Here is a 14,010-nt window from a genome sequence, read left to right as displayed (position 1 = left end):
TCCGCCGACGGCTCACACAGTGAGCATACGAGTTGGCTAGGCCAGTCGGGCCGAAGCGGTGGAAGGACCTACCGTGGAGCGGGCGGCAGGCCTCAAGGCCAGCCCTCGAGACGGCTACTGGCTTGCCGGGATCTGCGGCGGCTCGACGTCTTCTGCAGGTACCACCTGCACAACTTCGCCGCTCACCGTTCGAAGGAACAGAAGCTCAGCCCCGTCCTGACTTGCGGGCGGTGCAGCAAGTGTGCGGATTCGATCTCGCTTCCGAACGGCTTTTGCGATGGACCATCCGCCCTTGAGGTCGACGTTGGAAAGACGCTGCGTGATGGTCTTGACGTTCTCCTCGGCCTCGTCGAGGTAATCAACCTGCGAGTCCAGGAACTTTCGCATTGCCGTGTATGGGTTGTTGGGGTCCGCAAGGGCCAATGCGGCGGCTTCGGTCACGAGAGCCCTCCGCCGGATGGCGACCGCTCCTCGGGCCATGTGCAGGTGCCAGAAGAAATCGTGGTCCCGACCCTCGATGCCGATTTCCGCCTCAAGGCGTCCATAGTCAACTTTACCGTCCGACTCGACGAGCGCCTCAATAGTCAGGCAATACCTCTGAAGGAACTGTTGCGAGCGGTGGAACTCGTCGTACGCGCTCTTGAGCGTGAGCTCGAGGTCTGGTTGATGCCCATCAAGAATGAGGCTGATCGTACGAGTCAATTGCGCATCCGCCGTGCGTTGATCCTTAATCCTCTCGGCGTAGTGACGCTGTTCCTGGCGCCCGAGGATCGTCTCCACTCGACGCTGATGCGCTCGAATCTCACGCTGCGCAACCATGTCGACCGCCATTACTGTTCCGGCAACAGCGAAGATCGGCCACCCTGCTGCCAAGGCGCCGCCGGCGGCGACCGGCTTGAGGACTGCGTGTGCGGTCTTGCCGCCGGTTCGAGAGAACCCGCGGAAGCCCGACTGGCCGGCGGCCTTCACAAGTTCTGCGCCCTTCGGCAGAACAGCTCTGTACAGAGTCGGTTGGCCCGGACCAAGCGTCTTTACGATCTGCTCGATCGATCTCTGGGCGGAGGCGTTCATTGGAACAGTTCGGTAGCGCGTGATCTCGGAATCGCTGACCGGGAAGTACTCGATCGCAACTGGCACCGCCGCTTGCTCAAGTGCCTCCCAGACTGACAGCGACCCTGGCTCAAGAGAGCGCAGTACCTGCTCTGAGACCAGCACCCCCGAGGGCGGGAACAGTGGAACCGGCTCGGAACCGGGGCCGTTAGTGGCGGGCGAGTGTCGCGATAAAACCTCGTTCGTGCCGGCGTGCCGCCACAGAAGCCAACCCAGGGTTGCTAGAGCGATCAGGGCTACGAAGACAATCAACAGTGGAAGCATCGTGTCGAGGGTAGTTGCGGCCTCCGAAAAGCGGTCGAAATTTCGCAAGCTTGAGCAAGTTGTGGACCGCAACGTGGGACTTAGGGGAATTGACCACCGTCGTCACGGCATCTACTGCTAACGCGCACGCAAGCGGGGGAGTGGGACAAGTCCGAGTTGACCGCGCGCGACCGCGTGGAAGTGACGCCGTAGCTCCGTCACGATGAGGCTCGCCAAGCCGCTGGGCGGCAACTTGCCGCCAGTTCCTCAGCTATGGCGACGTGACACGCGATCACTGTGGTCATCGTGTGGTTGTCGGGGCTTGCTACCCAAGCGTCCGCTTATCGGCATGGCCGGAGGTTTGGGGTGTCCTGCTCGCGGCGGTATGACGTGGTTCCGCTCTTCCCGGCAGGCGACGGCGAATCTATGGGCTACAGGGTCGCCACGTAGCCAAGCGCATCGAAGTCCTCGAGCGGCGCGTCGGCCCTTACGTAAAGAGGATGGTGGGGATGACCGGCCTTGCTACGGGCGCCTCGGCTCACCCATGTGCAGCTCCTCAGCTCAGGCAGACCGACGATCTCCGTTAGAAGGCCCGCCAGATACTTCCGTTTGCGGATGAGCGTTCCCCAAGCCGCCCAGACGGTCAGATCGCGCCCATTCGCGAGGGCCGCGATCGAGCGCATGTTCCACTCGTGAAGTTCTGAGTCAACGGTCGCGTGCAGATCGTCCGGGTCAGTTGCCCTCTGGGGGTACACGTTGAGCATGACGAAACCGTCGTATCCCTGCTGCACCGATACCCGTTCCACGGTGGCAACAGTGCGATCTAAGTCGCCGGGAGTAGCAGTCGAAGGGTTGATACCGACGCACACAAGGGGCCGCGGCCCCTCAATGCCAAGTAGCGTACGAGCCGTGTTGTCCGGACTGGGGTCGTAGATCCACTTGGACTGCTGCATGGGCCGAACGTATCGCGAGGCATCGGACCCTCGGCCGTAGATGACCCAGAGACGACTTGTCATCCGGCGGGTGCGCGGAGGAGAGACGCGAGCCGAGGACACGCTTGGCGACCTCGTTTTGATTGGGCCATAAGGACGGCATCCTCAACGACAAGGAGTTCTCAACGAAAAAGGATGAGCTTCGAGCGCGGCTCTGAGAGTTCTTTCGCCTCGCCAGCAGGCCCGCTGACCACATGACCTAACCCCGGTAAACTCGACAGGTCGGGCCATCCAACGGTCGGCGAAGCACTCTTATGGACCTTGCCTTGGCTCAGCCGGTCGCGGGAGAAGCCGGGATAGGTACCCCACATGGGTCCGGGTGAAACAAGGCTCCTTGCCCCTGGAGGTCCCCCTAGGTTGGGGCGATGAGCCGTTTTCCCGTCTGGCTGGCACTGCTGTCCGTTCTCGCCATGGGAGCCTGTGGCGGGTCAACCGATGAGGCCCAGCAGGAATCGACCGACCCGGCTGGCTCGTTGGCATCACCGGAGTTCGCGGAGAGTCAGACCTGCCGGGACGAGATGTCGCCCCTGGTCGATGTCATGCTGGCCAACGACACCAACGGCTTGGCCTTCTCGACCTTCAGTGATCGTTTCGACCGGCTCCAGCAGGGCATAGACGACGCCCTGACAGCATGCTCGTCGGCCCCGGCGCGACCCGCCCGCCTCGTCCTCTACCGGTACTCCCTCGGCAACGCCTACTGGACCATGTGCGACAACGGGACCGCTGGGTGCCCCATGGGCAAGATCGAGGCGGCCCTCGGAGAGGGCAACGACGCCGCCTACCGACTACAGGACGTGCTCCAGCGCCCCAAGTGAGCCCTCATGGTGCGATGCATGACAACGGAGACGGCACAGATTGCGAGGCATACTCATCGAATGTCGCTCTCCAGCAGGTCCGGATCGGTTGCGGTAGTCGCTGCGCTGTTTCTCAGCGGGTGCGCCGCGACCGACGAACAGGAAGAACCAACTCAACTGAGCGATAGGCAAGTCCGGCGCGCAATCAGCATGAATCCAGGCGAGAAGTCTGAGCAGCGTCAGGCTCAAACAGAGCAGCAGTGCATGCGGCAGGCACTTGAGGAGACCCGCACCGGTTCGGTCCGGTGCGGGGAGCAAGAGGTTGTTGTGTGCAGCGAGGACGGGACCTTTGAGGTAACCGACGCCGAGGGGTACTACAACGTCGTCTGCGAGGGCGACGACTTCGTCGGGCTCGCGTGGGACTCCGATGTGAACCACTTCTTCAGCCGCGTCCGATTCATGGGCCGGTGGATCGGCAAGGCGGTCCCGGCGGGTCAAGGCACGCGACTTGCTCGCCCTTCGCCTCCGCCGCCACCTCCCGCGCCAGCACCTCCTGAGCCGATTCCTGACGCCCCATCGTCTGATGACGACGGGGGCTCAGGAGGTTTGGTCTACACAACGGATGACGATCATGGATACACCGGTCCCCGCTGCTACGAACCGGACGGTTACACCTTCGTCCCTTGCTAACGGGCCCTTCGGGGCCAGGTCGGAACCGGCTCAGCGGCGAGCGCAGCGCAGGTTCTAGCCCCGTTGGCGTCATCCGGCCGGGATCTGAATGCAGAGCGCAGACCTGTCGGGAGCTCCTGAGCAATGGCCAAGCCGAGGTTCCCCACGGCCGCGGAGTGGCACGCCGGAACCGTTGTGACGAGGCTGACGCATAGCCCGTTGGGACGTGACATCGCTGTATCAGACACGCAGGCCGATACGCGGCGGTAAGACCTATCCCATGCTGTCTCTGCCGTGATCCAGACGCCTTTGCTTTAGGTCACGGCCCACGTCTTGCGGTGTCTAGGATGCGGACAGTTGTCGGGGCGCGTCCGCGCCTGGCAGGACGAAAGTCGTAGGGGGTGACCCGATGGATCCCTCAAAGGACACCCGTGCGAAACGTACGGACGCCCATCACCGCCGCGCTGGCCTCGTTAAGGGCGCGATTACCGCAGGCGCTCTCGCCCTGGTTGTTGTGCATCTGGTCTGGCCGACCGTTCAGATGGACACGATCGTCCTGGTGCTACTTGGAATTGCCATCGTTCCGTGGCTCGGCTCTGTCTTCGAGTCAATCGACACCCCGATCGGCGGAGTCAAGTACCGCGAGTTGGCCCAGCGCATGGACCAGGTTGAGGGGGCAAGCGCCTCAGTTCGCCAGGTTCAGGAGGCGAATGAGGCTCGTGAGCGCGCGCAACTCACAGATGCCATTGACGGGGAATCCAGGGAACGTCTCCCAAGTCTGGTCAGTCAATACAACGCCGTTCGAGACCCGCGCACGGGCATGCCGAGCGGGTCTGCGCGCACCCAGGTGATGACCAAGATCGTGGGGGAGATGATTGCGGCCGCAGATGCGGGCGAATCCGTTCCACTTGAGAGTGCGCTCAAGGGCGGAGACCTTGGACAGCGGCTCGCGGCCTACGCGGTTCTGTACTCGAAGCCCGACCCCAACTATACGATCGTGCTTATCGACAGTGTCATCGACGTTGAGAAGAAACCTTTCGGTCAGTTCTGGGGCTTGCGAGCCATCTCGCGATTAGCGGAAGAGATGGGGTCGCAGCAAATTGATCGGAATAGCGCACGGCGGCTGCGCGACCTTCGGAAGGAGCTCCCCGCGGCGTCTGATCGGATGTTCGAGTTGCGCGGGATTCTGGAGGTGCTTGATCTCAGCTGATGCGAGTTGACCGCGTCCATCATGGTTCCCAGACGACCCGCCGTAGGGGCCCGCTTGCGAGAATAAGGGGATTCGCGGCGGATAGACGCAGGACGGCAGGCGCGCAGAACGCGGCAGATCCGAATGCCAAGCGGCGCCGACTCGAACCGGCCGAAAGATCGACTCGACGGGCAGGCCCGGACCGCTAAGAGCCAAGGCCGTGCACTACGGCGCACTTTCGGAGGGCCTGACCGCCGCGCGGACTACCTCCTGGATGGCGCGGACCCGCCAGACGAAGCCGAGGTCGCTGTCTTTGTTGACTCTCCCGGAGTAGATACCCAGCAGTTTAGTGAGGTGTCCCGCGCGCGGCGATACCTCTCCCTCGACCTGATAGTGCCCGCCGGCGCTGAATAAGATTACCGGCGATCCCGATTGCCCTGGCCTGGTGCGGCTGTCAATCAAGAACAGGGGAAGTTCGTCGTAATCGACGTGGTACTCGGATGCGATGGTGCCTCTTGCCCAGATCGCAAGGAACCCGGCGTGATGCATGTTCAGCGGGAACCCAACGACGTTTACCTCACTTGTCACGCCAACGAGAACCCCGGGGCTTGGGTCTTCGAGCGGGTACGGATGAAGCGCCACCTCACGCAGATTTGTTAGTGGCATCGCGACAACTTCCACGGTCCTGCCGTACGTGGGATGTTCAAGCCAGAGCGGCCGGCCATCATCGTCATAGAGAGACTCTTGACGCTGGATCCACACTCCGAGGCCGTCGGTGCACGCATGGGTGATGACGACTGTGTCCGGAACAGCGCCGGTCGCCGGGCTCATGAGCTCGTTATTGTCCGAATGGCGTCCGGTGAGGTTATGCCGGTTCGTCCCTAGAAATGGAAGGCCCTAGTGTTCTACGACGAAACCAGTGCCAGTCGCCAGAAGCTGGTCGCGGACGCGCATGCCCAGGTAGAGGGACATGATCGACGGCTCGTACGCGATCGGCTTCACGGCCGAATGTTGCCACGTCCCCGGGGACCGGGGGTGGGATGGCACGTATTGCCCGCCGGTTACGGCGTAATCACGCCGGGGTCGCAGAAAGCCGTTGCGGTGGCTGGGACACTCGGGAGTGACCGGAGCCGAGAAGTCCGCAGCGTGAGCGGCGCCGACGACACCTTTGTTGAGGCCATCGACGACGTCGCCGACATGAATCCGGGCGACCTCGAGCGGCTCGGTAACGTTCTACTCCCGCACCCAACGGCGTCGACCGAAGGCTCCACAGGCGAATCGGGGACTCCCTCAGGCCCGCTCGCTCTCGGCGACTAGATGACACGCTCCTGCTGGTCCTAACGGACGAACGGCGTTGGACGTGCCACGGGCGGGTGTTGCCATCCGAGCCCGAATCGACGGGTTGCCGACTCCGAATCCGTGACGGACACGCCGAGGCCCAGGACGCTCGCGCGCTGGGCCGTCGCGGACAAACAACAATGCTTGACTATTCAAGGTGGAACGGAAGAGAGTCACCCCATGGCACTGCCGTCTTCCTACCTCACCTCCTTCAAGAACCTCGACGCGATTCTGGACTCAGTTCGTGCAGCGCAGGCCCCCGATCGGTTCACAATCAAGTTTCTGGAACAGATTGGTTATACAAGTGCAGCCGACCGCCTAGTCATAAAGATGTTGAAGACCCTCGGGTTGCTACGTGAGTCTGGCGAGCCAACCCAGGCCTATCACGAGTTCTTGGATCCAAGTCTGTCAGGCGCAGTCCTCGCAAACGGCCTACGCGATGCGTACGCCGACCTGTTCCAGATCAACAAGAACGCGCATGAGATGACAGCCGCCGATGTTCGTGCCAAGTTTAAGACAATTTCGCAAGGCGCCTACTCGGACGCAGTGCTAGGCAAGATGGCCAACACGTTCTTGGCGTTTGCAAAGAATGCGGACTTCGAAAGCGTTCCGCCGACAGCCATCCCTCTGGAGGAGCCTGGCGAGGCGGATGATATTCCGCTCACGCCGCGGATCGAATCGGGCAGGGACGCCACGACGTCCACGAAGGCACGACTGGTGTATGAGATCAACCTTCACCTGCCAGCAACTCGGGACCCTGCCGTCTACGACGCACTGTTCGCGAGCCTCGCCAAGCACCTCGATATCTAATGACTGACGTCTACTCGTTCGTATTCCGTGGCGATCTAACGCAGCAAGCGATCGAGACGACGGGATTGGCGGCAAGCCCATTCGCTGCCCCCGAGGGCCTTGAGGAGTATCGGGCGGCGGTTTCGCTTGAGTTGCTGGACCCGAGCGACATCGCCGCTGCGCAGAACATGGCAGTCGTCTACGTCGCCATCACAGCCTTTGAAAAGACGGCGCGAAAGTTCGTCCGGCGGGTGCTCGTCGACGAGTTCGGTGACGACTGGTGGACGAACGGCGTGTCCGCAAAGATCCAGAAATTTGCCGAAAGTCGGCGCGAGGACGAGGTCAAGACCAAGTGGCACGGCGATCGCGGCGACGACCTACTCGATTACACCGAGCTCGGGCATCTTCCCGACATCATGCAGCAGAATTGGACGCTCTTCGAGGCACATGTCCCGCGCATCGACTGGGCGACGTCGCTTTTCGGAACGATCGCCAGGTCGCGGAACGTGATCATGCACAGTGGGCAGTTGTCGATCGAGGACGCGGAGCGCGTGGGAATGAACGTTAGGGACTGGACGCGACAGGTGGGCTCCTGAGCAGTCGCGTCCATTCGAGTGAACATTTGGGAGCCCCAATGTGGGGTGATCAGCCTTCTCCGCTTACTGTATCGAGACGCCTCCGTCGACCTCCTTAGACGATAATGGCCCGCCCGCGGCATCGCTGGATGCGTGCGTCAATCTGGGCGGACTGTCCGACGTCGGCGAGGGCTCATGCCCGCCCTCACAGCCGGTCCTCGTGGTCCTCGTGGTCCTCGTCGGTCGAGTTTTTGAGCCTGGCATTGCGCAGGCGAGTCCACGAATGGGTGCCGCGGCGGAGGATGTCGGGAAGTTCGAGTCGGGTTAGTGGAGATAGGTCGACAAGTCGACACCACCGCTGCGGCGTAGGTCGGTGAACTTGCTCGACCAACCGTTGGTGGTGTCGACCAGGGCCGACCTGGGTGGGGCAAATGTCAGGCGGGGTAAGGAGAAGCGGCTGCGGTGGCAGGTGTGGGAGGGGAGGCGCGCCGGATAGCCGTCATCCGGGCCTGAGGTCTCGAGACGCTCGCTGCGCTCGTTCCTCGCCCACCGGGCCCCGACCCCCAAGCCCGGCCGAAAGACTGCCCATGTGACGGGTGCCACTCGAATGCGGTCGGTGCCACGGTGGCCGGACGGGTCCGGAACGGCCGGGCCACGGACCGGGAGGCACCCACCATGAGCAGGACCATCGACGGGAGCGGGATCGACCGCGTGCTGCAGTCGGCCGTGGACGACGGCGCCGTACCCCACGTCGCGGCGATCGCCGCGGACGCCGACGGCGTCTTCTACGAGGGCGGCGTCGGGTCACGCGTCGTCGGGGAGGCGGAGGAGGACGTCACCACCAGCACCCAGTTCCGGATCATGTCGATGACCAAGATGGTGTGCACCACCGCGGCGCTGCAGCAGCGCGAGCGCGGTGAGCTCGACTTCGACGCACCCGTCGAGGAGTACTGCCCGGAGTTCGCCGACATCAAGGTCCTCGAGGGCTGGGACGGCGACGAACCGCGCCTGGTCGAGCCGCGCAGCAAGGCGACCGTGCACCACCTCGTCACCCACACCAGCGGCCTGGGCTACTGGTTCTGGAACGAGGAGCTCGCCCGCTACGAGACCGCGACCGGGCTGCCCAACGTCGTCCCCGGTGACGCCGCCGCCCTGAGGGCGCCGATGGTCGCCCACCCCGGCGAGCGCTTCAACTACGGCATCAACACCGACTGGCTCGGCAAGGTCGTCGAGTCGGTGGCCGGGACCACGCTCGACGTGGTGGTCAAGGAGCACGTCACAGGCCCGCTCGGGATGGACGACACGATGTTCGCCCTCGACGACGGACGCAAGGCCAACGTCGTCGGGGTGCACGTGCGCGGCGAGGACGGCGCCTGGAGCTCGATCGGCAACGTCCTGAACGACACCCCCGACTGGTGGGCCGGCGGCCACGGCCTCTTCTCCACCCCGCGCGACTACATTCGCTTCGAGCGGGCGCTGCTTCGCGGCGGCGAGCTCGACGGCGCCCGCATCCTGCAGCAGGCCACCGTCGACGAGGCGTTCTCCGACCAGCTGCGCGGGTTGACCTTCCCCGAGGAGATCCTCACCGCCGACTCGGGGACCACGGACTCGCTCCGCGCCGGACCCGGGTGGACCTGGGGATACGGCCTGATGATTAACAACGACGACATCCCCGGGCGCCGCCGTGCGGGGACGGGTTCGTGGGCGGGGCTCTTCAACACGCACTTCTTCGTCGACCGCACCACCGGCATCTGCGCGTCGATCTACACCAACTCGCTGCCGTTCATCACCGAGGAGGCCTGGAAGGTGTACGGCGACTTCGAGGAGGCGCTCTACTCCGCGCTCTGAGGGGCGGCCTCGTCCCACATCCCCACCAGTACCCCGAACCGCGACGCCACCATCCCCACCACGCCGTCGTCACCGAGCGCGCGCACCAGGTCGCGCTGCTCGGGGCGGCGGCCGGTGGGGCGGCGGGCGCTGGCGCTCCAGCCGAGCAGGCGGGCCAGCTCGGCGGCGTACGCCGGCTCCACCCCGGACCACCGACCGGCCGCCTTCGCGCGGTCGGTCGTCCAGGTGCCGTCGTGCACGCTGACCAGCCCGGTCAGCGCCAGCAGCGTCTTGCGGGCGACCTTCACCGCGAGCAGGCCGGTCGACGTGGTCGGGTCGTCGACCTCCGTACGCCACCGGTCGAGGTGCTGGGCGAGGTCGCCGTTGAAGCCGCGGGCCGCGCGGGCGTCGGCGGCGTACCCCGGCGCGAGGTCGGGGACGACCTCGTCCGGAGTGGGGCCGACCAGGGGGAGGCAGTAGTGCCGCAGCAGCACCCGCCACCCGTACGCCTCGTCGCCCTCGCCGGCGAACGTGCCAGCCTCGACCGGGACGACGTCGACGCTGCGGCAGCGGTCGGCGTACCGGGCGCCCAGCCGCTGCCCGAGCACCTCGGCCCGCTCGGCGGACAACCCGATCGAGAGCAGGTCGAGGTCGGAGCGGGCGGGATCCGTCGTCCCGGTGGCGACCGAGCCGTACAGCAGCAGGGACGCGCCGGGGACGGTGCCGACCAGCCCGACGGCGTCGGCCAGGAGGGGCTCGAACGCCGCCGGGACGCGGTCGCGGGAGACGCCGGTGCGGATCAGTGCGTCGTCGGTGACGCCCTCGTCGGGGTCAGCCACGAGGGGCCACGGCGTCGGTCTGCACCGCCCGAACCTATCGCCCGGGCGGCGCGGTCCTCAGGAGGCGAGGACGTCGGCGACCTGCTGCTCGCCGTCGTTGAACTCCAGCGTGAGACCCTTGGCGGCGTCGGGGGCGTCGACGGCCGCGGCGATCACGTCGGCCACGGTCGCGCGGGCCACCTGGCCGCCGGTGACACCGGGGCCGGTCTCGATGCCGCCGGTGCCGGCCTCCTCGGTGAGACCCGAGGGGCGCAGGATCGTCCAGGCCAGGTCCGAGGCGGACAGGTGCGCGTCGGCCTGGGTCTTGGACTCGGCGTAGGCGAAGAAGTCCTTCTCCGGGTCGACGCCGTGGTCGGGCCCGGCGCCGAAGTAGGACACCATCACGAAGCGCGGGACACCGGCGGCGACGGCCGCGTCGATGGTGCGGATCGCGGCGTCACGGTCGAGCGCCCAGGTGCGCTCCGGGCTGCCGCCACCGGCGCCGGCGGACCAGACGACGACGTCGTGGCCGGTGACCACGCGGGTGATCTCGTCGGTCGAGGCGGACTCGACGTCGGCGACCAGCGGCTCGGCGCCGGTCTCGCGGATCGCGTCGGCCTGCTCCTCCTTGCGGATCACGCCGGTGACCTCGTGACCTGCGGCGACGAGGCGGGGGGCGGCGAGACGGGCGACCTTGCCGTGCGCTCCGACGATGATGACCTTCGACATGGGGACTCCTTGCGGTGGGACTGTGATCGGCCGCTGCCGTGCCGGCGGCGGCTGTCTAGTCCCAACGGCTGACGCTGCGAGCCATTCCCACCGCGGGGGTGGGACGGGCGTGACTCAGCGCGCCAGGACGGCGCGCAGCGTGTCGGTGAGCGCGCCGGCGGGGTCGTCGACGAGGCCGGCCGAGCGCCAGGCCACGTGGGCGTCCGGGCGGACCAGCACGCAGCCGTCCTCGGCGACCTCACGCAGCCGGGCCCAGTCGTCGTAGAGGTCGCTGTAGTCGGCCTTCGGTCCGATGACGAAGCCGCGCACCTCGATCCCGAGCTCGGCGGCGGCCTCGCGCGCGGCCTTCACCCAGGGGGCGCCGGTGACGCCGGTCAGCACCGTGAAGACGCCCTTGCCGGCGAGGTCGTGCGTGCTCACGCGCCGGCCGCCGTCGCCGAGCCAGCAGTGCGGCAGGCGCGCCCCCGGCCAGGTCGTGGGGTGGTGGTGCAGCTCGGGGTCCCGGTCGTACGCCGGCTCGGGCGTGCCGTCGCCGACCACGGCCCGCGAGGCGTACCGCTGGCCGAGCTCGACCCCCAGCGCGTTGAACTCGTAGTCCTTGAGCTCGAGGGCCTTGCGCAGCGACTCGCGGCGGCCCACGCCCTCCTCGGTGCCGTCGGCCAGCGCGTCGATGCCGCGCTGCATCTCCTCGATCGACTGCCCGGAGTCCTCCAGGCCGAGCGCCTCGAGGATGGCGCCGAACTCCTCGATGCTCTTGTTGGCCCGCAGCACGATCTGCTTCCCGACCGGGGCCCGCTCCTCGTCGAAGCTGTCGAGCAGGCCCTCGCCGGCCAGGCCGCGCAGGACGTACGAGAGCTTCCAGGCCAGGTTGTAGGAGTCCTGGATCGAGGTGTTCGAGCCGAGCCCGTTGCTCGGCGGGTGCCGGTGGACGGCGTCGCCGACGCCGAAGACGCGCCCCTCGCGGTAGCGCTCGGCGTACATCTTGTTGTTGCCCCACAGCGACAGCGAGCGGATCGTGACCGGCACGGTGTCGTCGCCGATCAGGTTGTGCACGATCTCGGTGGCCATCGCGTCGTCGAGGTCGGGCGGGGGCTGGTTGATGTCGTAGCCCCAGGTGATCAGCCACTCGTCCCACGGGCGGACCATCCGGATCAGGCCGAGGCCGATGCCGCCGATGGTCGCGCCGGGCTGGAGCACCCAGTACAGGACGCTGGGGCGGTGGCCGACCAGCTCGGTGAGGTCGGCGTGGAAGACGATGTTCATGCTGCCGGCGAGGTCCATCTGCCCGGCCATCGGCAGGCCGAGGTCGGCGACGACCTGGCTGCGGCCGCCGTCGGCGGCGATCACGTAGCGCGCGCGGATCCGGAACTCGTGGCCGGAGAGCCGGTCCCGGACGGTGACGGTGACGCCGGCGTCGTCCTGGACCAGCGAGACGTACTCGGTGTCGAAGCGGATCCGGCTGCCGCGCGAGGCCGCGTGCCCGATCAGGATCGGCTCGAAGAGGGTCTGCGGGAGGTCGCAGTTCATCGAGGGGCTGGCCATCCGGTACTCCGCCTCGCGGACCGGGTGGGTGCCCCAGGTGCGGATCCGGCCGATCTCGTCGCCGGCGAGGCTGGAACAGAAGACGGTGTCGCCCATCATCTCGTGGGGCGTCGCCTCGTCGATGACGTCCTGCTCGATGCCCATGTCGCGCATGATCTCGACGGTGCGCTGGTTGGTGATGTGCGCGCGCGGGGTGTTCGCGGTCCACCGGTACTTGGTGATCACGAGGTGGTCGACGCCGTACGTCGCGAGGAACAGCGCGGCCGAGGCGCCGGCCGGCCCGCTGCCGATCACCAGGACGTCGGTGTGCAGGTCGCCCTCGTGCTCGTCGTCGAGGCGCGTCATCGAGCCCGGGTGGGTGGGCGTGGTCTCCTGCTCGAGGCCGGCGTCGGTCATGACTGCTCCTGGGCGGTGTTGTTGGCGGGGATGAGGTGGACGTCGAAGTGGGCGCGGGTCCAGGTGCCCTCGACGACCCGGGCGCCGGGGTCGTCGTCGGGCGGCGGCGTGCCGGCCGGCTGCTCGTCGAAGTCGACGACGAGGGACGGCTTGACGCCGAAGACCGCGTCGGAGTCCTGGTAGGTGTCGCCGCGCACGAAGATGTGGGTCACCAGCCGGTGGTAGCCCGGCGCGCTGACCATGAAGTGCAGGTGGGCGGCGCGCATCGGGCCGCGCCCGCCCGCGCTGAGCAGGTCGCCGACCGGGCCGTCGTGCGGGATCGGGTACGGCGTCGGGGTGACGCCCCAGAAGCCGTACCGGCCCTCGTCGTCGGTGCTCAGCCAGCCGCGGCCCTGGGTGAGGTCGCCGGCGTGCTGGACGTCGTACATGCCGTCGTCGTCGGCCTCCCACACGTCGAGCCGGGCGCCCGGGACGACCTCGCCGTCGGTGCCGCGCACGGTGCCGGAGACCCAGCACGGCTGGCCGGCCGCGCCGCCGGAGATGTCGCCGCCGATCTCGACGTGGGGCGCGCCGTCGACGAAGAACGGCCCGAAGACGGTGGCCTCGGTGGCGCGGGGGTCGGGCGGCTGGTTGACCGCGACGGTGAGCATCGAGAGCCCGAGCACGTCGGAGAGCAGGATGAACTCCTGGCGCTTGTCGTCGGTGAGGTCGCCGGCCCGCTTGAGGAAGCCGATGGCCTGCTCCCACTCGGGCTCGGTGAGGCGGACCTCGCGGACCAGGGCGTGGGCGTGGCGGACCAGCGCCTCCATCAGCTCGCGGAAGCGGGTGTCACCGGCCTCGGCGAAGCTGGCCAGCACCTGGTCGGTGACGTGCTGCTCGCGGGCGTCCTGGTCAGGGGTCGGGTCGGGGGTCGGGGCGTCGCTCATGCGTCGTTCCTCTCGGTCAGCGGCTGCTCGCCGGCCCAGGCGCGCCGGAGCAGGCGCCCCACGGCCGCGGGGG

At 66.8% G+C, this 14,010-nt stretch carries 13 protein-coding genes; 6 read left to right on the top strand and 7 right to left on the bottom strand.

Features of this window, described 5'->3' with window-relative positions; genetic code table 11:
• Window positions 1-114: 114 nt before the first annotated feature.
• Both GV155_RS15770 and GV155_RS15765 read right to left on the bottom strand, forming a co-directional pair.
• Window positions 115-1,374 (bottom strand): hypothetical protein, encoded by a 1,260-nt coding sequence (locus GV155_RS15770; RefSeq protein WP_160009486.1) that lies wholly within the window; start codon window positions 1,372-1,374, stop codon window positions 115-117.
• 410 nt (window positions 1,375-1,784) lie between these two features.
• A complete protein-coding gene (locus GV155_RS15765) occupies window positions 1,785-2,306 on the bottom strand; it encodes a DUF1643 domain-containing protein (protein ID WP_160009484.1) in 522 nt (173 codons plus the stop codon).
• 404 nt (window positions 2,307-2,710) lie between these two features.
• Here GV155_RS15765 and GV155_RS15760 point away from each other — a divergent pair, with 404 nt between their 5' ends.
• Both GV155_RS15760 and GV155_RS15755 read left to right on the top strand, forming a co-directional pair.
• Window positions 2,711-3,160 carry a hypothetical protein gene (locus tag GV155_RS15760; protein ID WP_160009482.1) on the top strand — a complete coding sequence of 150 codons (450 nt, stop codon included), beginning with the start codon at window positions 2,711-2,713 and terminating at the stop codon, window positions 3,158-3,160.
• 1,057 nt (window positions 3,161-4,217) lie between these two features.
• Window positions 4,218-5,018 (top strand): hypothetical protein, encoded by an 801-nt coding sequence (locus GV155_RS15755; protein ID WP_160009480.1) that lies wholly within the window; start codon window positions 4,218-4,220, stop codon window positions 5,016-5,018.
• Window positions 5,019-5,222: 204 nt separating this feature from the next.
• Here GV155_RS15755 and GV155_RS15750 read toward each other — a convergent pair whose 3' ends face one another.
• Window positions 5,223-5,828, bottom strand: a complete 606-nt coding sequence (locus tag GV155_RS15750; protein ID WP_160009478.1) for a hypothetical protein — start codon at window positions 5,826-5,828, stop codon at window positions 5,223-5,225.
• 315 nt (window positions 5,829-6,143) lie between these two features.
• Between GV155_RS15750 and GV155_RS15745 the strand changes: the two genes are divergently transcribed.
• The 4 genes from GV155_RS15745 (at window position 6,144) to GV155_RS15730 (ending at window position 9,547) form a co-directional block, all read left to right on the top strand.
• Entirely contained in the window at window positions 6,144-6,314 is a 171-nt protein-coding gene (locus GV155_RS15745) for a hypothetical protein (protein ID WP_160009476.1), read from the top strand.
• A gap of 201 nt (window positions 6,315-6,515) precedes the next feature.
• A complete protein-coding gene (locus GV155_RS15740) occupies window positions 6,516-7,145 on the top strand; it encodes a DUF5343 domain-containing protein (protein ID WP_160009474.1) in 630 nt (209 codons plus the stop codon).
• On the top strand, window positions 7,145-7,720 hold the full coding sequence (locus GV155_RS15735) for a Swt1 family HEPN domain-containing protein (RefSeq protein WP_160009472.1): 576 nt from the start codon (window positions 7,145-7,147) through the stop codon (window positions 7,718-7,720). The genes GV155_RS15740 and GV155_RS15735 overlap by 1 nt, the downstream gene beginning before the upstream one ends.
• Window positions 7,721-8,374: 654 nt before the next feature.
• A complete protein-coding gene (locus tag GV155_RS15730; protein WP_160009470.1) occupies window positions 8,375-9,547 on the top strand; it encodes a serine hydrolase domain-containing protein in 1,173 nt (390 codons plus the stop codon).
• Here GV155_RS15730 and GV155_RS15725 read toward each other — a convergent pair.
• The 4 genes from GV155_RS15725 to GV155_RS15710 form a co-directional block, all read right to left on the bottom strand.
• A complete protein-coding gene (locus GV155_RS15725) occupies window positions 9,532-10,365 on the bottom strand; it encodes a hypothetical protein (protein ID WP_160009468.1) in 834 nt (277 codons plus the stop codon). The two genes, GV155_RS15730 and GV155_RS15725, sit on opposite strands and share 16 nt — an antisense overlap.
• Window positions 10,366-10,422: 57 nt before the next feature.
• On the bottom strand, window positions 10,423-11,073 hold the full coding sequence (locus tag GV155_RS15720) for an SDR family oxidoreductase (RefSeq protein ID WP_160009466.1): 651 nt from the start codon (window positions 11,071-11,073) through the stop codon (window positions 10,423-10,425).
• 114 nt (window positions 11,074-11,187) lie between these two features.
• Window positions 11,188-13,011 carry an FAD-dependent oxidoreductase gene (locus GV155_RS15715; RefSeq protein ID WP_236554359.1) on the bottom strand — a complete coding sequence of 608 codons (1,824 nt, stop codon included), beginning with the start codon at window positions 13,009-13,011 and terminating at the stop codon, window positions 11,188-11,190.
• Entirely contained in the window at window positions 13,008-13,937 is a 930-nt protein-coding gene (locus tag GV155_RS15710; protein ID WP_160009464.1) for a dioxygenase family protein, read from the bottom strand. The genes GV155_RS15715 and GV155_RS15710 overlap by 4 nt, the downstream gene beginning before the upstream one ends.
• Window positions 13,938-14,010: the final 73 nt, after the last annotated feature.

It is taken from the genome of Nocardioides sp. AX2bis, from assembly GCF_902506435.1.
Taxonomy (GTDB): Bacteria; Actinomycetota; Actinomycetes; order Propionibacteriales; family Nocardioidaceae; genus Nocardioides.
Note: the sequence above shows the minus strand (reverse complement) of the source record. Positions and strands in the feature narration are given on the sequence as shown.